The organism is Kitasatospora sp. NPDC008050, from assembly GCF_042957465.1.
In the GTDB taxonomy this organism is placed as follows: domain Bacteria; phylum Actinomycetota; class Actinomycetes; order Streptomycetales; family Streptomycetaceae; genus Kitasatospora.
Map to the genome: position 1 here is coordinate 22,444 of NZ_JBIBIJ010000008.1, position 21,811 is coordinate 44,254.

The following is a 21,811-nucleotide window of genomic DNA, read 5'->3' on the forward strand; positions in this document are numbered from 1 at the left end:
CGCGCTTCAGGAAGTACCGAAGCTTCTCCTCGGCCACCATCTCAGCCGACATGTCAGGTCACCTCTCGGGATGTTGCAGAACGGTCGGGCGGCGATCAGGAGATGCCGAATTCCTTGCCGATGAAGTCGAACAGGTCGTCGTCGCTGGCCTCGTCGAGCTGTTCGGCCACCTCGGCGTCCGCAGCGGGGGCCTGCTGGTCGTTCCACCGGGTGAGCAGGGCCTGAAGGCGGTTGGCGACCCGCAGGTGGGCCTCGTCGTCCGGTGCCGTCCCCAACAGGGCGGCCTCCAGCCGGTCCAGCTCGTCGAGCAGCGGTGCGACGGCCTGGGCCGGGTCGGGCACCACCTCGGCCCGCAGCAGGTCGACCAGGGCCAGTGGGGTCGGGTAGTCGAAGACCAGGGTGGCCGGCAGCCGCAGACCCGTGACCCCGTTGAGGCGGTTGCGCAGCTCGACGGCGGTCAGGGAGTCGAAGCCCAGGTCCTTGAAGGCCCGGTCGGCCTCCACCGCCTGCGGTCCGGCGTAACCGAGCACGGCGGCCACCTCGGCGCAGATCAGCTCCAGCACGACCGCCTCGCGGTCCTCCTCGGCCACGCCCGCCAGCCGCTGGGCGAGCGAGGGTCCGCTCGCCTCGACCGTCCGGCGGACGGCGACGCCACGCACCAGGCCGCGCAGCAACGGCGGGAGCAGGCCCGCCTCGGCCCGCTCGCGCAGACCGGCCTGGTCGAGACGGACCGGAACGAGCACCGGATCGCCCGAACGCACCGAGGCATCCAGCAGCGCCAGCCCCTCGGCGGCGGACAGCGGCAGCACACCACCTCGCGCCATCCGCTCCATCTCGACCGCGCCCAGCTCCCCGGCCATGCCGCCGTCCTCGGCCCACAGACCCCAGGCCAGCGACGCCGCCGGCAGACCGGCGGTCTGCCGGTGCTGAGCGAGCGCGTCCAGGAAGCTGTTCGCCGCAGCGTAGTTGCCCTGACCCGCATTGCCGAACACCCCGGCGGCGGACGAGAAGACGAGGAACGCGGCAAGATCCTGATGCTTCGTCAGCTCGTGCAGATGCCAGGCCGCGTCGACCTTGGGCCGCAGCACGGTGGCCAGCCGCTCGGGGGTGAGGGAAGGGACGATGCCGTCGTCCAGCACACCGGCGGTGTGCACCACGGCCGTCAGCGGATGCTCCAACGAGCCGAGCAGCCCGGCCAGCGCCTCCCGGTCGGCCACATCACAGGCCGCGAACCGCACCGCAGCACCCAACTCCACCAGGTCGGCCGCCAACTCGGCGGCACCGGGGGCTGTTTCACCACGACGCGACACCAGCAGCAGGCGGCGCGCACCGTACTCCGTCACCACGTGCCGGGCCACCAGACCACCCAGCGAACCCGTCGCACCCGTGAGCAGCACCGTGCCCTCCGGATCCAGCACCGGCACCTCGGCCTCGGCCACCACCACCCGCGCCAGACGCACGGCGAACGCCCGGCCCGCACGCAGCGCCAACTGCGGCTCACCCGCGTCGATCGCACCGGGCAGCGCGGCCAGCGACCTGTCGTCCGCGTCCACCAGCACGATCCGGCCCGGGTTCTCCGACTGCGCCGACCGCAGCAGACCGAGCACGGCCGCCGACGGCAGATCGGCGACATCCTCCTCGGTGCTGACGGCCACCGCGCCCCGGGTCACCACCACCAGCCGGGAGCCGGCGAACGCCTCCTCGGCCAGCCACTGCTGCACCAGCGTCAGCGTGCGTCGCACAGCCTCATGGGTGGCCGCGACCACATCCACGGCGTCGGTCGGCAGGACGGGGACCACGACCGTGTCGGGCACGATCGCGCCCAGTGCCGCCAGGCTCTCGAAGCACTCCGCACCCGCCAGCCCGAGGCCGTCCGCGCCGAGCACTCCGACGGTGCCGAGCGATCCGGCCGACGGCAGCGCCACGCCCGTCCACTCCGGCCGGAACAGCGCCTCGTGCCGCGCCCCGCTGCCCGCCAACTGTTCGGGCGAGAAGGATCGCAGCACCAGCGAGTCCACCGACGCCACCGGCGCACCGCTGCCATCGGCCACCGTCAGCGACACCGCGTCCGTTCCGGCCGCCGACAGCCGCACCCGCAACTCCGCCGCACCGGCGGCGAAGAGCGACACACCCGACCAGGCGAAAGGCAACCGCCCCTGTCCCGTCCCGTCCAGCAGCCCGCCCAAGGCGATCGCATGCAGCGTGGCGTCCAGCAGCGCCGGGTGCAGACCGAAGAGGCCCGCCTCCGCCCGGCTGCCCTCGGGGAGCGCCACCTCGGCGAACAGCTCACCGCCGCGCCGCCAGGCCGCCCGCAGCCCCTGGAAGACCGGGCCGTAGCCGAACCCGGCCGTCGCAAAGCCGTCGTACAGACCGTCGATGGCCATGGGCTCCGCACCGGTCGGCGGCCACTGCGTCAGCTCGCCGGGCAGCGCGGCCCGCGCATCAGCGGTGTCGACGGCTGGGGCCTGTCCCAGCAGGCCGTTGGCGTGCCGGGTCCACGGCTGATCCGGTTCGGCGTCCTCGGCCCGCGAGTACAGGCTGATCCCGCGCCGCCCGGCCTCGTCCGGCGCACCGACCGTCACCTGCACCTGGACGGCGCCCTTGGCCGGCAGGATCAGCGGCGCCTCCAGCGTCAGCTCCTCCAGCAGGCCGCAGCCGACCTGGTCGCCGGCCCGGATCGCCAGCTCCACGAAGGCGGTGCCCGGCAGCAGCACCGTGCCGGCGACGGCATGGTCGGCCAGCCACGGGTGGCTGTCCAGCGCGAGCCGCCCGGTGAAGACGTGGCTGTCCGCGTCCGCGAGCGCCAACGACGCGCCCAGCAGCGGGTGATCGGCCGCGCCCAGACCGGCCGAGGCGACATCGCCCACCATGCCCGTGCGGACCCGGGGCCAGAAGTTCTCCTCCTGGAAGGCGTAGGTCGGCAGGTCGACCCGGCAACCGCCGAGCCCGGCGAAGACGGACGGCCAGTCGACCTTGACGCCACGCGCGTGCAGCTGGGCGAGGGCGAGGGTGAAGGTCTCCGCCTCGGGGCGGTCGCGGCGCAGCACGGGGGCGAACAGCGCCTCGTCCTCGGCGGTCGCACAGTCCTGGGCCAGCGCGGAGAGCGTGCCGTCCGGGCCCAGCTCCAGGAAGCTGCGGACACCCTCGGCCTCCAGCACCGCGATCGCATCCGCGAAGCGGACGGCCTCGCGGACGTGGCGGACCCAGTACTCGACCGAGGTCGGATCGGCGCCGATCTCCAGCGTCGAGACGATCGGGATCCTCGGCTGGTGGAAGGTCAACTCCGAGGCCACCGCGCGGAACTCCGCCAGCATCGGCTCCATCAGCGGCGAGTGGAACGCGTGGCTGACGGCGAGCCGCCTGGTCTTGCGGTCCAGCTTCTCCGCCAGCTCCAGCACTGCCGACTCGGCACCCGAAAGCACCACGGCTGAAGGCCCGTTGACGGCGGCGATCCCCACGTCGGAGCGGTCGGCGAGCAGCGGCAGCAGCTCCTCCTCACTCGCCTGGACGGCCACCATCGCGCCACCGGCGGGCAGTTGCTGCATCAACCGGCCACGCGCCGCCACCAACCGCGCGGCATCGGCCAGCGAGAGCACACCCGCCACGTGCGCGGCCGCCAGCTCACCGATCGAGTGCCCCGCCAGGAAGTCCGGCCGCACACCCCAGGATTCGACCAGGCGGAACAGCGCCACCTCCAGCGCGAAGAGCGCCGGCTGGGTGTAGGCCGTCTCATCGAGCAGCTCGCCCGCGTCCTTCAGCGGCACCTCCAGGTGCCGGTCCAGCTCCGCGCGGACCGCGTCATACGCCTCGGCGAACACCGGGTGAGCGGCGTGGAGTTCGGCCCCCATCCCGAGGCGCTGGCTGCCCTGACCGGTGAAGAGGACCGCGCTGCGGCCCGCCGAGCCGGCGCTGCCGATCACCACCCGCGCCGCCGACTCGCCGCGTGCCAAGGCCGCCAGGCCGGTGCGCAGCTCGTCGCGGTCGCCGCCCAGGACGGCCGCGCGGTGTTCCAGCACCGTGCGCGTCGTCACCAGCGAGTACCCGACGTCGACCGGATCGAGCGTCGGCCGAGCGTCCAGGTGGGCCAGCAGCCGCCCGGCCTGCCCGCGCAGCGCCTGCGCCGTGCGGCCGGAGAGCAGCAGCGGCGTGGGCACCACCACGGCGGGCGTTGTCGGCTCCGCGTCGGTCGCGGGCCCCTGTTCGGCCTCCTCCGGCGCCTGCTCAAGGATGATGTGCGCGTTGGTCCCGCTGAACCCGAAGGAGGAGACGGCGGCCCGGCGCGGTTCGCCGGTCCGTGGCCAGTCCCGCGCCTCGCTCAGCAGCTCGACCGCGCCCGCCGACCAGTCCACGTGCGTGGACGGCTCCCCGACGTGCAGCGTCTTCGGCAGCACCCCGTGGCGCATCGCCATGACCATCTTCATGATCCCGGCGGCACCGGCGGCGGCCTGGGTGTGGCCCAGGTTGGACTTGACCGAGCCGAGCCAGAGCGGCTGCTCCTCGGTGTGCTCGCGGCCGTAGGTGGCGAGCAGTGCCTGGGCCTCGATCGGGTCGCCGAGGGTGGTGCCGGTGCCGTGCGCCTCGACCGCGTCGACCTGGGCCGGGGTCAGGCGCGCGCCGGCCAGTGCCTGGCGGATCACCCGCTGCTGAGAGGGGCCGTTGGGGGCGGTCAGGCCGTTCGAGGCGCCGTCCTGGTTGACGGCGCTTCCGCGCACGATGGCAAGGACCTGGTGCCCGTTGCGCCGCGCGTCCGAGAGTCGCTCGACCAGGATCATGCCGACGCCCTCGCCCCAGGCGGTGCCGTCCGCGTCGTCCGAGAAAGGCTTGCAGCGCCCGTCGGCGGCCAGACCGCGCTGGCGGCTGAACTCCACGAAGGTGCCCGGCGTCAGCATCACCGTGACACCGCCGGCCAGCGCCAGCGTCGACTCGCCCGAACGCAACGACTGGCAGGCCAGGTGCAGGGCGACCAGCGAGGAGGAGCAGGCCGTGTCGATGGTCACCGCCGGACCCTCCAGACCCAGCGTGTAGGAGACCCGGCCCGAGGCGACGCTGCCCGAGGCACCGGTGCCGACCTGGCCCTCCATCGCCTCCACGGACTGCTGGAGCAGCGCGCCGTAGTCGTTGTACATCACACCGACGAAGACACCGGTCCGGCTGCCCCTGAGCGAGGTCGGGTCGATACCCGCCCGCTCGAACGACTCCCAGGAGGTCTCAAGGAGCAGCCGCTGCTGCGGGTCCATCGAGAGTGCCTCGCGCGGCGAGATGCCGAAGAAGCCCGGGTCGAAGAGCCCCGCCTCGTGCAGGAAGCCGCCCTCCCGGGTGTAGGAGGTGCCGGGGTGGTCCGGGTCCGGGTGGTAGAGGTTCTCGGTGTCCCAGCCCCGGTCCTCGGGGAAGAACGAGACCGCGTCCCGGCCGCCCGCCACCAGGTCCCACAGCCCCTCCGGCGAGGCCACCCCGCCCGGGAACCGGCAGGCCATGCCCACGATCGCGATCGGCTCGTCGTCGACGGCCGGGGCCACCACCGCAGGCAGGCCGTCCTCGGGCAGTGTGCCCAGCAGTTCGGCGCCGAGCAGCCCGGCCAGCACAGTCGGGGTCGGGTAGTCGAAGACCAGCGTGGCCGGCAGCCGCAGACCCGTCACCCCGTTGAGACGGTTGCGCAGCTCGACGGCGGTCAGCGAGTCGAAGCCCAGGTCCTTGAAGGCCCGGTCGGCCTCCACCGCCTGCGGTCCGGCGTAGCCCAGCACAGCAGCCACCTCGGCGCAGACCAGCTCCAGCACGACCGCCTCGCGGTCCTCCTCGGCCACGCCCGCCAGCCGCTGGGACAGGGCCGAAGCGCCGGCACCGCTGACGGCCTCGACAGCGCGGCGCATCGGCGCCCGGACCAGGCCGCGCAGCAGCGGCGGGAGCAGGCCCGCCTCGGCCCGCTCGCGCAGACCGGCCTGGTCGAGACGGACGGGCACCAGTACCGGATCGCCCGAACGCACCGAGGCATCCAGCAGCGCCAGGCCTTCGGCGGCGGACAGCGGCAGCACACCGCCACGCGCCATCCGCTCCATCTCGGTGGCGCCCAACTCCCCGGCCATGCCGCCGTCCTCGGCCCACAGACCCCAGGCCAGCGAGGTGGCCGGCAGACCGGCGGCCTGCCGGTGCTGGGCGAGCACATCCAGGAAGGCGTTGGCCGCCGCGTAGTTGCCCTGACCCGCATTGCCGAACACACCGGCGGCGGAGGAGAAGACGAGGAACGCGGCAAGATCCTGATGCTTCGTCAGCTCGTGCAGATGCCAGGCCGCGTCGACCTTGGGACGCAGCACGGTGGCCAGCCGCTCCGGGGTGAGCGAGGAGATCACACCGTCGTCCAGCACACCGGCGGTGTGCACCACGGCCGTCAGCGGATGCTCCAACGAGCCGAGCAGCCCGGACAGCGCCTCCCGGTCGGCCACATCACAGGCCGCGAACCGCACCACAGCACCCAACTCCACCAGGTCGGCCGCCAACTCGGCGGCACCGGGGGCTGTTTCACCACGACGCGACACCAGCAGCAGGCGGCGCGCACCGTACTCCGTCACCACGTGCCGGGCCACCAGACCACCCAGCGAGCCCGTCGCACCCGTGAGCAGCACCGTGCCCTCCGGATCCAGCACCGGCACCTCGGCCTCGGCCACCACCACCCGCGCCAACCGCGCCGCGAAAGCCCGGCCGTCCCGCAGCGCCAGCTGCGGCTCACCCGCGTCGATCGCACCGGGCAGCGCGGCCAGCGACATGGCGTCCATGTCCACCAGCACGATCCGGCCCGGATTCTCCGCCTGCGCCGACCGCAACAGGCCGAGCACGGCCGCCGACGGCAGATCGGGAACATCGTCCTCGGTGCTGCCGGCCACCGCGCCCCGGGTCACCACGACCAGCCGAGAGCCGGCGAACGCCTCCTCGGCCAGCCACTGCTGGACGGTGGCCAGCATCTGACGGACAGCCGTGTGCGTGGCCGCGACCACATCCTCGGCGTCGGTCGGCAGGACGGGGAGCACGATCGTGTCCGGCGCCGCCGCGACCAGCTCGCCCAACTCGGCGGCGCAGGTGGCCCCGGCGAGCCCGAGACCGTGGCTACCGAGCACCGCCACCGCACCGAGCGACACCGACGACGCCAGCGCAACCCTCGTCCACCCCGGGTGGAACAGCGCATCATGCCGACCGCCACGGCCCGCCAACTGGTCGGCCGAGAAGGGCCGCAGTACCAGCGAGTCCACCGACGCCACCGGCGCCCCCGACCCGTCGGCCACCGCCAGCGACACCGCGTCCGCGCCCGCAGCCGTCAGCCGCACCCGCAACTCGGCCGCACCGGCGGCGAAGAGCGACACACCCGACCAGGCGAACGGCAACCGCCCCTGACCCGTCTCGTCCAGCAGCCCGCCCAGCCCGACCGCATGCAGCGAGGCGTCCAGCAGCGCCGGGTGCAGACCGAACAGACCGGCCTCCGCCCGCTGCTCCTCCGGCAGCGCCACCTCGGCGAACAGCTCGCCGCCGCGCCGCCAGGCCGCCCGCAGCCCCCGGAACACCGGACCGTAACCGAACCCGGCCGCCTCGAAGTCCGGATAGACCGCCTCGACCGGCACCGCCTCCGCACCGGCCGGCGGCCACTGCGCGAACTCGAACGACGCCGCCCGCTCACCCACCGCCAGAACACCCGTCGCATGCCGCGTCCACGGCTCGTCGAACGGCGCTTCCTCGGCCCGCGAGTACAGGCTGAGGCTGCGTCGCCGGTCCACGTCCGGCGCGCCCACCCAGAGCTGCACCTGCACACCGCCCTTGGCCGGCAGGACGAGCGGCGCCTCCAGCATCAGCTCGTCCAGCAGCCCGCAGCCGACCTGGTCACCGGCCCGGATCGCCAGCTCCACGAAGGCCGTGCCCGGCAGCAGCACGCTGCCCGCGACCGCGTGGTCGGCCAGCCAGGGCTTCGCGTCGACCGCGAGCCGCCCGGTGAACAGGTGGCCGTCGGCATCCGCGAGCGCCAGCGAGGCACCGAGCAGCGGGTGATCCGCCGAGCCGAGACCGGCGGAGGTGACGTCACCGACCCAGCCGGTCAACGGTCGGGGCCAGTAGCGCTCGTGCTGGAAGGCGTAGGTCGGCAGGTCGACCCGGTGGGCGCCGAGCCGGGCGAAGTGCGCCGGCCAGTCCACCTTGGCACCGCGTACGTACAGGTGGGCGAGGGCGAGGGTGAAGGTCTCCGCCTCCGCGCGGTCGCGGCGCAGCACGGGCGCGAACAGCGCCTCGCCCTCGGCGGTCAGACAGTCCTGGGCCAGCGCGGAGAGTGTGCCGTCCGGGCCCAGCTCCAGGAAGCTGCGGACACCCTCGGCCTCCAGCGCCGCGATCGCGTCGGCGAAGCGGACGGCCTCGCGGACGTGGCGCACCCAGTAGTCAACCGTGCTGAGGTCGGCGTCCTGGTCGAGCGTGGAGACGATCGGGATCTTCGGCTGGTGGAAGGTCAACTCCGAGGCCACCGCACGGAACTCCGCCAGCATCGGCTCCATCAGCGGCGAGTGGAACGCGTGGCTGACGGTCAGTCGCCTGGTCTTGCAGCCCAGCTGCTCCGCGACTTCGAGGACTGCCTGCTCCACCCCCGAAAGCACCACGGCTGAAGGCCCGTTGACGGCGGCGATACCCACGTCGGAGCGGTCGGCCAGCAGCGGCAGCACCGCCGCCTCGCTCGCCTGGACGGCCACCATCGCCCCACCGGCGGGCAGTTGCTGCATCAACCGGCCACGCGCCGCCACCAACCGCGCGGCATCGGCCAGCGAGAGCACACCCGCCACGTGCGCGGCCGCCAGCTCACCGATCGAGTGCCCCGCCAGGAAGTCCGACCGCACACCCCACGACTCGACCAGACGGAACAGCGCCACCTCCAGCGCGAAGAGCGCCGGCTGCGTGTAGGCCGTCTCGTCGAGCAGCTCGCCCGCGTCCTTCAGCGGCACCGCCAGGTGCCGGTCCAGCTCGGCGCGGACCGCGTCATACGCCTCGGCGAACACCGGGTAGGCGGCGTGGAGTTCGGCCCCCATCCCCAGGCGCTGACTGCCCTGACCCGCGAAGAGGAACGCCGTCCGCCCCACCGAGCCGGCCCGCCCGAGCACGGCACGCGCCGCCGACTCGCCGCGTGACAGCGCCGCCAGCACCTCGCGCAGTTCGTCCCGGTCGCCACCGACCACCGCGGCCCGGTACTCAAGGGCGGCCCGGCCGGTCGCCAGCGAGGCACCGACGTCGGCCGGGTCGAGCGCCGGCTCGGCGTCCAGGCGGACCAGCAGCCGCTCGGCCTGCTCCCGCAGCGCCTGCTCGGTGCGCGCCGACAGCACCCACGGCAGCACGGGCCGCAGCACCGGCATGCGCCCGGCCGCCACCGGCGCAGGCGCAGCCTCGACGGCCGGCGCCTGCTCCAGCAGGACGTGCGCGTTGGTCCCGCTGATCCCGAAGGAGGAGACGGCGGCCCGGCGGGGCTCGCCGGTCCGCGGCCACTCCTGGGCCCGGCTCAGCAGCTCCACCGCGCCAGCCGACCAGTCCACGTGGCTGGAGGGCTCACCGACGTGCAGCGTCTGCGGCAGCACCCCGTGGCGCATCGCCATGACCATCTTGATCACACCGGCCGCACCCGCCGCCGCCTGGGTGTGACCCAGGTTGGACTTGACCGAGCCGAGCCAGAGCGGCTGCTCCTCGGTGTGCTCCTGACCGTAGGTGGCGAGCAGCGCCTGCGCCTCGATCGGGTCGCCCAGCGAGGTGCCCGTACCGTGCGCCTCGACCGCGTCGACCTGGGCCGGGGTCAGACGCGCGTTGGCCAGCGCCTGGCGGATCACCCGCTGCTGGGACGGCCCGTTCGGCGCGGTCAGACCGTTCGAGGCACCGTCCTGGTTGACGGCGCTTCCGCGCACGATGGCAAGGACCTGGTGCCCGTTGCGCCGCGCGTCCGAGAGGCGCTCGACCAGCACCATGCCGACGCCCTCGCCCCAGCCAGTGCCGTCCGCGTCGTCCGAGAAGGCCTTGCAGCGCCCGTCGGCGGCCAGACCGCGCTGGCGGCTGAACTCCACGAAGGTGCCCGGCGTCAGCATCACCGTGACACCGCCCGCCAGCGCCAGCGTCGACTCGCCCGAACGCAACGACTGGCAGGCCAGGTGCAGGGCGACCAGCGAGGAGGAGCAGGCCGTGTCGATGGTCACCGCCGGACCCTCCAGGCCCAGCGTGTAGGAGACCCGGCCGGAGGCGACGCTGCCCGTCGACCCGGTGCCGACCTGGCCTTCCAGACCCTCGATCGAGTGCTGGAGCACGACGCCGTAGTCGTTGTACATCACACCGACGAAGACGCCGGTCCGGCTGCCCTTGAGTGAGGTGGGATCGATGCCCGCCCGCTCAAAGGTCTCCCAGGAGGTCTCAAGGAGCAGCCGCTGCTGCGGGTCGATCGACAGCGCCTCGCGCGGCGAGATGCCGAAGAAGCCCGGGTCGAAGAGCCCCGCCTCGTGCAGGAAGCCGCCCTCCCGGGTGTAGGAGGTGCCGGGGTGGTCCGGGTCCGGGTGGTAGAGGTGCTCGGTGTCCCAGCCCCGGTCCTCGGGGAAGAACGAGACCGCGTCCCGGCCGCCCGCCACCAGGTCCCACAGGTCCTCGGGCGAGGCCACCCCGCCCGGGAACCGGCAGGCCATGCCCACGATCGCGATCGGCTCGTCGTCGACGGCCGGGGCCACCACCGCAGGCAGGCCGTCCTCGGGCAGTGTGCCCAGCAGTTCGGCGCCGAGCAGCCCCGCCAGCGCGGTCGGGGTCGGGTAGTCGAAGACCAGCGTGGCCGGCAGCCGCAGACCCGTCACCCCGTTGAGACGGTTGCGCAGCTCGACCGCCGTCAGCGAGTCGAAGCCGAGCTCCTTGAAGGCCCGCGAACCGTCCACGGACACGTGGTTCGGGTAGCCGAGCACAGCGGCGACCTCGGCGCAGACGAGCTCCAGCAGTGCGGCCTCGCGCTCGCCCTCGGGCAGCACCACCAGCCGCTGGGCCAGCGCCGACCCGGCACCGCCCGCGACCTTCGCCGCGCGTCGCACCGGCACCCGGACCAGGCCGCGCAGCAGCGGCGGCAGCAGGCCGAGGCCCGCCTGGGCGCGCAGGCCCGCGAGATCGAGCTGGACCGGGACCAGAACCGGGTCCGGGGCCTGCACGGACACGTCGAAGAGCAGCAGGCCGTCCTCGGCGGTCAGCGCGGTGACACCGCCACGCGCCATCCGCTCGACATCGGAGCGGACCAGGGCCGCGCCCATGCCGCCGTCCTCGGCCCACAGGCCCCAGGCCAGCGAGGTGGCCGGCAGACCGGTGGCGCGTCGGTGCTCGGCGAGTGCGTCCAGGAAGGCGTTGGCGGCCGCGTAGTTGCCCTGCCCCGCCGCACCGAACACACCGGCGGCGGAGGAGAAGACGATGAACGCGGCAAGATCCTGATGCTTCGTCAACTCGTGCAGATGCCAGGCCGCGTCGACCTTCGGCCGAAGCACCGCATCCAGCCGCTCCGGAGTGAGCGAGGAGATCACACCGTCGTCCAGCACACCGGCCGTGTGCACCACGGCCGTCAGCGGGTGCTCCAGCGAACCGAGCAGCCCGGCCAGCGCCTCCCGGTCGGCCACATCACAGGCCGCGAACCGCACCGCAGCACCCAACTCCATCAGATCGGACGCCAACTCGGCGGCGCCCTCAGCTGCTTCACCACGACGCGAGACCAGCAGCAGACGGCGCGCACCGTACTCGGTCACCAGGTGGCGGGCGAAGAGACCGCCCAACGTCCCGGTCGCACCGGTCACCAGCACCGTACCCTCGGGGTCCAGCACCAGCGGCGACGCCTCGGCGGCGGCCGCTACCCGTGCCAGACGCGGCACGAAAGCCGCACCCCCGCGCAGCGCCACCTGCGGCTCCCCCGCGTCAATCGCACCCGGCAGCACGGACAGCGAGGCGTCGTCCACGTCCACCAGCACGATCCGGCCCGGATCCTCCGACTGCGCCGACCGCAGCAGACCGAGCACAGCCGCCGACGGCAGATCGGCGACATCCTCACCTGCGCCGACGACCACCGCACCCCGCGTCACCACGACCAGCCGCGACTCGGCGAACGCCTCCTCGGCCAGCCACTCCTGCACCAGCGCCAGCGCCTGCTGCACAGCCTCATGGGTGGCCGCGACCACATCCTCGGCATCGGTCGGCAGGACGGGCAGCACGATCGTGTCCGGCGCCGCCGCGACCAGCTCGCTCAACTCCACGGCGCACGTGGCCCCGGCGAGCCCGAGAGCGTCCGCACCCAGCACCGCCACCGCACCGAGCGACCCGGCCGACGACAGCGCCACGCCCGACCACTCCTGGCGGAACAAGGCCTCAAGCCGACCGCCGCCACCCGCCAACTGCTCCGCCGAGAACGGCCGCAGCACCAGCGAATCGACCGCCGCCACCGGCGCACCGGTACCATCCGCCACCGCCAGCGACACCGCATCCCCACCCGCAGCCGCAGCCGACAGCCGCACCCGCAACTCCGCCGCACCGGCGGCAAAGAGCGACACACCCAACCACGTGAACGGCAACCGCCCCTGACCCGTCTCCGCCACCAAGCCACCCAGCCCGATCGCATGCAGCGAGGCATCCAGCAACGCCGGGTGCAGCGCGAACAGGCCTGCCTCCTCGGCGGCCTCCTCCGGCAGCGCCACCTCGGCGAACAGCTCACCGCCGCGCCGCCAGGCCGCCCGCAGCCCCCGGAACACCGGACCGTAGCCGAACCCGGCCGCCTCGAAGGTCGGGTAGACCGCCTCGACCGGCACCGCCTCCGCACCGGCCGGCGGCCACTGCGCGAACTCGAACGACGCCGCCCGCTCACCCACCGTCAGCAGACCGGTCGCGTGCCGCGTCCACAGCTCTCCCCCAGCCTGACGGCTGGGAGGTGCCCCCACCGGCGCGGCGTCCTCCAGCCGCGAGTGGACAGAGAGGTGACGTCGACCGGCCTCGTCGGGCCCGCCCACCGCGACCTGGACCTGCACGCCGCCGCGCTCCGGCAGGACGAGCGGTGCCTCCAGCGTCAGCTCCTCCAGCAGGTCGCAGCCGACCTGGTCACCGGCCCGGATCGCCAGTTCGACGAAGGCGGTGCCCGGCAGCAGGACGACCTCGCCGACAGCGTGGTCGGCGAGCCACGGGTGGGTGTCCACCGCGAGCCGGCCGGTGAAGAGCAGCCCGTCGGCGTCGGCCGGCGCGACGAAGGCGCCGAGCAGCGGGTGGTCCGCCAGGTCGAGGCCGAGCAGCGCAACGGCCGCCTCGCCCACCGGGATCGGCGGCGCCTCCAGCCAGTAGCGCTCGTACTGGAAGGCGTAGGTGGGCAGGTCGATCCGCTGGGCGTCGGTGTCCGCGAAGACGGCCGACCAGTCGAGCTTCACACCCCGCACGTACAGCTGCGCCAGACCGGCGGTAAAGGTCTCCGCCTCCGCCCGATCCCGGCGCAACACCGGGGCGAAGACCACCTCGTCCTCAACCGCCACACACGCCTGACCGAGCGCGGACAGCGTGCCGTCCGGGCCCAGCTCCAGGAAACCGCGGACCCCCTCCGCCTCCAACGCCACGATCGCATCCGCGAAACGCACCGCCTCGCGGACATGGCGCACCCAGTACTCGACCGAGGTCAGATCCGCGCCCAGCTCCAACGTCGAGACGATCGGGACCTTCGGCTCGTCGAGGACCAACTCCGAGACCACTGCCCGGAACTCGGCCAGCATCGGCTCCATCAACGGCGAGTGGAACGCATGACTGACCGTCAGCCGCTTGGACTTGCCGCCCAGCTGCTCCACCACCTCCAGCACCGCCGACTCGGCCCCCGAAAGCACCACCGAAGAAGGCCCGTTGACAGCCGCGATACCGACATCCGAACGGTCGGCCAGCAGCGGCAGCACCTCCGCCTCACTCGCCTGCACCGCCACCATCGCCCCACCAGAGGGCAGCGCCTGCATCAGGCGACCACGCGCCACCACCAGCCGCGCCGCATCCGCCAGCGAGAACACACCGGCCACATGCGCGGCCGCCACCTCACCGATCGAATGCCCCGCCAGGAAGTCCGGCCGCACACCCCACGACTCAACGAGCCGGAAGAGCGCCACCTCCAACGCGAAGAGCGCAGGCTGGGTGCAGGCGGTCTGGTCGACCAGCTCGGAGGCGTCCTTGAGCGGAGTGTCGAGATGCCGGTCCAGCTCCACCCGGACCGCGTCATAGGCCGCCGCGAACACCGGGAAGGCGTCGTAGAGTTCAGCACCCATCCCGACCCGCTGACTCCCCTGCCCCGCGAAGAGGAACGCCGTCCGCCCCGCCGCACCCGCCGCCCCCAGCACCGCGCGCGAGCCCGGTTCACCGGCCGCCAGGGCGGCCAACTCCGCGCCGAGCAGTCCGGATTCGGCGATCGGCAGGACCGCGCGGTGTTCGAAGGCGGTGCGGGTGGTGGCGAGCGAGAAGCCGAGGTCGAGCAGGGTGGCCCCGGGTCGCTCCCGCAGGTGCTCGCTCAGCCGGCCGGCCTGCGCCCGCAGGGCCTCGGGGCTCTTCGCCGACAGCACGACAGGCACGACAGGCGCCACAGGCGCCACAGACAGCGCACGCGAGGGCTGCCGGCCCCCGGCGCGAGGCAGGGCGGGCGGCTCCTCGATGATGGCGTGCGCGTTGGTGCCGCTGATCCCGAAGGAGGAGACGCCGGCCCGGCGCGGCCGGTCGCCCTGCGGCCACTCCCGGGCCTCGGTCAGCAGCGCCACCGCGCCCATCGACCAGTCCACGTGCGTGGACGGCTCACCGACGTGCAGCGTCTGCGGCAGCACCCCGTGCCGCATCGCCATGATCACCTTGATGATGCCCGCGACACCGGCCGCCGCCTGGGTGTGGCCCAGGTTGGACTTGACCGAGCCGAGCCAGAGCGGCTGCTCCTCGGTGTGCTCCTGACCGTAGGTGGCGAGCAGCGCCTGGGCTTCGATCGGGTCGCCGAGGGTGGTGCCGGTGCCGTGCGCCTCCACCAGGTCGACCTGGTCCCCGGTCAGCCCGGCCGAGGCCAGTGCCTGGCGGATCACCCGCTGCTGGGAGGGCCCGTTCGGCGCCGTGAGGCCGTTGCTCGCGCCGTCCTGGTTGATCGCCGAGCCGCGCACGATCGCCAGCACCGGGTGCCCGTTGCGCCGCGCGTCGGAGAGCCGCTCGACCAGCAGCATGCCCGCGCCCTCGGCCCAGCCGGTGCCGTCCGCGTCGTCCGAGAACGACTTGCAGCGCCCGTCGCGGGCCAGGCCGCGCTGGCGGCTGAAGTCGACGAAGGTGTCGGGCTTGGCCATCACGGTCGCGCCACCGGCCAGCGCCAGCGTGCACTCGCCGGTCCGCAGCGCCTGGATCGCCCAGTGCAGCGCGACCAGCGAGGAGGAGCAGGCGGTGTCGACGGTGACGGCCGGGCCCTCCAGGCCCAGCACGTAGGAGACGCGGCCCGAGGCGATGCTGCCCGAGTTGCCGGTGCCCAGGTAGCCCTCGACGCCCGGCGGGATGGCCGGCAGCCGCGTGATGTAGTCGTGGTACATGATCCCGGCGAAGACACCGGTCCGGCTGCCCCGCACGGTGTCCAGGTCGATGCCGGCCCGCTCGAACGCCTCCCACGAGGTCTCAAGGAGCAGCCGCTGCTGCGGGTCCATGGCCAGCGCCTCGCGCGGCGAGATGCCGAAGAAGCCCGGGTCGAACTCGCTGGCGTTGTGCAGGAACCCGCCCTCGCTGGTGTACGAGGTGCCGGGGTGGTCGGGGTCCGGGTGGTAGAGGTTCTCGACGTCCCAGCCGCGGTCGGTGGGGAAGGGCGAGATGCCGTCGACCCCGGCGGCGATCATCTGCCACAGGTCCTCGGGCGAGCGCACGCCGCCCGGGTAGCGGCAAGCCATGCCGACGATGGCGATCGGCTCGTCCGGGACGGCGGCCATCGGCACGGGGAGCGTCCCGGTGGCGGCTTCGCTCAGGCCCAGTGCCTCGGCGTGCAGGTAGCCGGCGAGCGCGGCGGGGGTCGGGTAGTCGAAGACGACGGTGGCCGGGAGGCGGACACCGGCGACCGTGTTGAGGCGGTTGCGCAGTTCGACCGAGGTCAGCGAGTCGAAGCCGATCTCGCGGAACGCCTTGGCCGGGTCGACGGTGTGGGCGCCCGCATGGCCCAGCACCAGGGCGACCTGGGTGCGGACCAGCTCGACCAGGGCACGCTGCTGCTCCTCCTCGGTGAGCGCGAGCAGGCGCTGCACCAGCGAGGCGTCCCCACCCGTGCCGCCGGCGGCGGCCGTCCGGCGGACCGGGGTGCGGACCAGGCCGGTCAGCACGGCGGGCAGGCGGCCGGTCCTGGCCTGGTGACGCAGTCCGGCCTGGTCGAGCCGGATCGGCACCAGGGTGGCGGCAGGCCGGGCCAGGGCCGCGTCGAACAGGGCCAGGCCCAGCTCGGCGGTGAGCGGGGCGACGCCGTTGCGGGTCATCCGCTCGACGTCGGCCTCCTCCAGGGCGCCGGCCATGCCGCCGGCCCACAGGCCCCAGGCCAGCGAGGTGGCCGGCAGACCGGCCGCCCGGCGCTGCTCGGCGAGTGCGTCCAGGAAGGCGTTGGCGGCCGCGTAGTTGCCCTGCCCCGCCGCACCGAACACACCGGCGGCGGAGGAGAAGACGATGAACGCGGCAAGATCCTGATGCTTCGTCAACTCGTGCAGATGCCAGGCCGCGTCGACCTTCGGCCGAAGCACCGCATCCAGCCGCTCGGGGGTCAGCGAGGAGATCACACCGTCGTCCAGCACACCGGCCGTGTGCACCACGGCCGTCAGCGGATGCTCCAGCGAACCGAGCAGCCCGGCCAGCGCCTCCCGGTCGGCCACATCACAGGCCGCGAACCGCACCGCAGCACCCAACTCCGTCAGATCGGACGCCAACTCGGCGGCGCCCTCAGCTGCTTCACCACGACGCGAGACCAGCAGCAGACGCCGGGCACCGTACTCGGTCACCAGGTGGCGGGCGAAGAGACCGCCCAACGTCCCGGTCGCACCGGTCACCAGCACCGTACCCTCCGGGTCCAGCACCAGCGGCGACACCTCAGCAGGCGACGCCACCCGCGCCAGACGCGGCACGAAAGCCGCACCCGCACGCAGCGCCACCTGCGGCTCCCCCGCGTCAATCGCACCCGGCAGCGCGGCCGGCGAGGCGTCGTCCACGTCCACCAGCACGATCCGGCCCGGATTCTCCGACTGCGCCGACCGCAACAGACCGAGCACAGCCGCCGACGGCAGGTCGGTGACGTCCTCGCCTGCGCCGACGGATACCGCACCCCGGGTCACCACGACCAGGCGCGACTCGGCGAACGCCTCCTCGGCCAGCCACTCCTGGAGCAGGGCGAGCACCTCATGGACAGCCGTGCGGACCTCGACGGCCGAACCCGAGGCGGCCGAACCCGAGGCGGCCGAGCCGATCGGCAGGTAGAGGGTGGTCGGCGCGGGCCCGTCGGTGCCCAGGCGCGCGGCCAGGGCGGTCAGGCTCTCCGGGGTGTCGACGCCGTGCCCGGCGGCGAGCAGGCCGGCGGCCAGGCCGAGGGTGTCGGCGCCGACGACGGTGTGCCGCTCGGCGGGTGCGTCGGTGGTGTCGGGCAGCGCGAGGGGCGTCCAGTTCACTGCGAAGAGCGCGTCGGCGACGGCGGCGGCCCGGCGGTCGGCCTCCTGGAGGTGCTCGGGGGCGATCGGGCGCAGCACCAGGCTCTCGACCGTGGAGACCAGCGCACCTGCGCCGTCCACGGCGGTGAGCGCGACGGTGTCCGTCCCGGCCGGGACGATCCGCACCCGCAGCGTGGCGGCGCCGACGGCGTGCAGCGCGACGCCGGTCCAGGAGAACGGCAGCCGCCCCTGGGAGGGGCCGGCCGGGTCGGCGGTGAGGGCCACGGCGTGCAAGGCCGCGTCGAGCAGCGCGGGGTGCAGGCCGAAGCCGGCCGCCTCGGTCACCGCGGTCCCGGGCAGGGCGACCTCGGCGAAGACCTCCTCGCCGCGCACCCAGGCGGCGCGCAGGCCCTGGAAGACCGGGCCGTAGCCGAAGTCGGCCTCGGCGAGGGCCTGGTAGAAGCCGCTGAGCTCGACCGGGCGGGCCTCGGCGGGCGGCCAGACGGCAGGGTCGAAGCCGGCCCCGGGCGTGCCGGCTCCCGCGCCGGGCACGCCCGCGGCGAGCAGCCCCTCGGCGTGCCGGGTCCACGGCTCCTCGGCCTCGGCGGCCTCGGGGCGGGAGTAGACGGTCAGCGGGCGCAGCCCGGTCGGCTCCACCTGTCCGACCCACAACTGCACCTGAACGCCGCCCGTTTCGGGCAGCACCAGCGGCGCCGCCAGGGTCAGCTCCTCCAGCCGGTCGCAGCCGACGTGGTCCCCGGCGCGCATCGCCAGTTCGACGAAGGCGGTGCCGGGCAGCAGTACCGAGCCGGCCACCGCGTGGTCGGCCAGCCAGGGGTGGGTGTCCACCGCGAGCCGGCCGGAGAAGAAGAAGCCGTCGCTGTCGGCGAGCGCCACGGCCGCGCCGAGCAGCGGGTGGTCGGCCGAGCCGAGGCCGATCGCGCGCGCGTCGGCGGGCAGCGGGGCCGAGCGGTCGATCCAGTACTCCTCGTCCTGGAAGGCGTAGGTGGGCAGGTCGACGCGCCGGGCGCCGCGCCCCGCGAAGACGGCCGGCCAGTCGAGCCTGACCCCGCGCACGAAGAGCCGTGCCAGGCCGGCGGTGAACGCCTCGGCCTCCGGGCGACCGGGCCGCAGCACCGGGGCGAGCACGGCGTCCTTGGTGACGCAGTCCTGGGCCAGCGCGGTGAGGGTGCCGTCGGGGCCCAGCTCCAGGTAGCTGCGGACGCCCTCGCCCTCCAGCCCGGCCACCGCGTCCTGGAAGCGCACGGCCTCGCGGACGTGGCGCACCCAGTAGTCCGCGGAGCCGAGTTCCTCGGCGGTGGCGAGCCGGCCGGTGACGGTGGAGACGATCGGGATCCGCGGCGCCGCGTAGCTCAGCCGCTCGGCGACGGCGCGGAAGGTGTCGAGCATGCCGCTCATCAGCGGCGAGTGGAAGGCGTGGCCGACGGCGAGGCGCTTGGTCTTGCGGCCCAGCCGCGCGAGCTGTTCGGCCACCGCCAGCACGCTCTGCTCGGCGCCCGAAATCACCACGGAGGCCGGGCCGTTGACGGCGGCGATGCCCACGTCCGCGCGGTCGGCGAGCAGCGGCAGCACCTCGGCCTCGGCGGCCTGCACGGCCACCATCGCGCCGCCGCCGGGCAGCGCCTGCATCAGACGGCCGCGGGCGGCGACCAGTGCGGCGGCGTGGCCGAGGGTCAGCACACCGGCGACGTGCGCGGCGGCCAGTTCGCCGATCGAGTGCCCGGCCAGGTAGTCGGGACGCACGCCCCAGGACTCGGCCAGGCGGAACAGCGCCACCTCGATCGCGAAGAGCGCGGGCTGCGTGCAGTCGGTCCGGTGGATCAGTTCGGGGTCGGCGACGGCCTCCTTGAGCGGGCGCTCCAGGTAGCGGTCCAGCTCGGCGCAGACCGCGTCGTAGGCCTCGGCGAACACCGGGAAGGCGTCGTACAGTTCGGCGCCCATGCCGGGGCGCTGGCTGCCCTGGCCGGCAAAGAGGAACGCCACCCGGCCGACCGGGCCGGTGCTGCCCTGCTGCGCGTTCGCGGCCGCCTCGCCGCGGGCCAGCGCCGCCACCGCCCGGCGCAGTTCCGCGCGGTCGCCGCCGACCACGACGGCCCGGTGCTCGAAGGCGGACCGGGTGGTGGCCAGCGAGAAGGCCACGTCAGCCGGGTCCGGCTCAGGCCCGGCGTCCAGCTCAGGCCCGGCGTCCAGCTCAGGCCCGGCGTCAGGCCCGGTCCCAGTCCCGGCGTCAGTCCCGGTCCCGGCGTCCAGCCTGGCGAGGAGCCGCCCGGCCTGCTCGGCCAGCGCCTGCTCGGTGCGCCCCGACAGCACCCACGGCACCACCGGCGTGCGCACGGTCACCGCGGGCTGCTCGGCGGCCGCCTCGGGCTGCGGCGCCTGTTCGAGGATGGCGTGCGCGTTGGTGCCGCTGAAACCGAAGGAGGAGACGGCGGCCCGGCGCGGCTCCTCGCCCTGCGGCCAGTCCTGCTCCGCGGCGAGCAGCCGTACGGCGCCCGCGGTCCAGTCGACCACCGGCGAGGGCTGCTCGGCGTACAGAGTGCGGGGCAGCACCCCGTGGCGCATCGCCTCGACCATCTTGATCACACCGGCGACGCCGGCGGCGGCCTGGGTGTGGTTGAGGTTGGACTTGACCGAGCCGAGCCAGAGCGGGCGGTCCTCGGGGCGGTCCTGGCCGTAGGTGGCGAGCAGCGCCTGGGCCTCGATCGGGTCGCCGAGCGAGGTGCCGGTGCCGTGCGCCTCGACGGCGTCGACCTGCTGGGGCGTCAGCCGGGCGTCGGCCAGGGCCTGGCGGATGACGCGCTGCTGGGAGGGGCCGCTGGGGGCGGTCAGGCCGTTGCTGGCGCCGTCCTGGTTGACGGCGGTGCCGCGCACGATCGCCAGCACGGGGTGCCCGTTGCGCCGCGCGTCGGAGAGCCGTTCGACGAGCAGCATGCCGACGCCCTCGCCCCAGCCGGTGCCGTCCGCATCGGCGGAGAACGCCTTGCAGCGCCCGTCGCCGGCCAGGCCGCGCTGGCGGCTGAAGTCGATGAACGCGTCGGGGGTGGACATCACGGTGACGCCGCCGGCCAGCGCCAGCGTGGACTCGCCGCGGCGCAGCGACTGCACGGCCAGGTGCAGGGCGACCAGCGAGGAGGAGCAGGCGGTGTCGATGGTCAGTGCCGGGCCCTCCAGGCCCAGCGCGTAGGCGACCCGGCCGGAGGCGATGCTGGCCGAGCTGCCGGTGCCCAGAAACGCCTCGACGCCCTCCGGCACGGCGTGCAGGCGGGCGGCGTAGTTGTGGTGGATGACACCGGCGAAGACACCGGTGCGGCTGCCGCGCAGGGTGGCCGGGTCGATGCCGGCCCGCTCGAAGGCCTCCCAGGAGGTCGTCAGGAGCAGCCGCTGCTGCGGGTCCATCGCGAGCGCCTCGCGCGGCGAGATGCCGAAGAACGCCGGGTCGAACTCGGTGGCCCGGTGCAGGAACCCGCCCTCGTTGATGTACGAGGTGCCCGGGTGCTCCGGGTCCGGGTGGTAGATGGCGTCGAGGTCCCAGCCGCGGTTGACCGGGAAGGCGTCGACGGCGTCCCGGCCCTCGCGCACCAGGCGCCACAGCTCCTCGGGAGAGGTGACGTCACCGGGGAAGCGGCAGGCCATGCCGACGATCGCGATCGGCTCGTGGTCGGCGCTCTCCACCTCCTGGAGGCGCTGGCGGGTCTGCGCCAGGTCGGCGGTCACCCACTTGAGGTAGTCACGAAGCGTCTCTTCATTCGCCATCTGATTGCCCACCTCTTCAACGCATCCGGTCGGCCCACGTCGCGCTTCGACGGATTTCACCGACAGGAATTCACAGCCACCTCGACCATGGCATTTCGCTAGCCAGATGATGGTCGGGCCCCAGGGGCCCCTCAACCCCTAACCGTCCCCTAGGACGCTGCTCAAAGCGGCTCGGCGAGCTGCTCGGCGCACCACTCACCGCGGCCGTGGCGTGCGCCGATCCGGCAGTAGCCGATCGGGTACCCCGGTGGTGCCCCGCGGTGGGGGCCCGGTCCGGCGGCCCGTTCGCCCATTGTCGGCGGGTCGGCGCACCGGAAAGGCTGGCGTGGGTCCGTGGCGAGACCGCGGAGCCCGCAAGACCAGCTCAAGCGCATTGAATCGAGGTCACCATGGCTGATCCGGAC

1 protein-coding gene is annotated in these 21,811 nt (G+C 73.9%); it reads right to left on the reverse strand.

Annotated features, from left to right (window positions below; translation table 11 throughout):
- Positions 1-95 precede the first annotated feature (95 nt).
- On the reverse strand, positions 96-21,407 hold the full coding sequence (locus tag ACFZB9_RS17740; RefSeq protein ID WP_391448107.1) for an SDR family NAD(P)-dependent oxidoreductase: 21,312 nt from the start codon (positions 21,405-21,407) through the stop codon (positions 96-98).
- Between the last annotated feature and the right edge of the window lie 404 nt (positions 21,408-21,811).

What these genes read in the sequence shown, in the direction of transcription:
- ACFZB9_RS17740 (WP_391448107.1), bottom strand. Translation starts at nt 21,407, where the DNA reads ATGGCGAATGAAGAGACGCTTCGTGACTACCTCAAGTGGGTGACCGCC.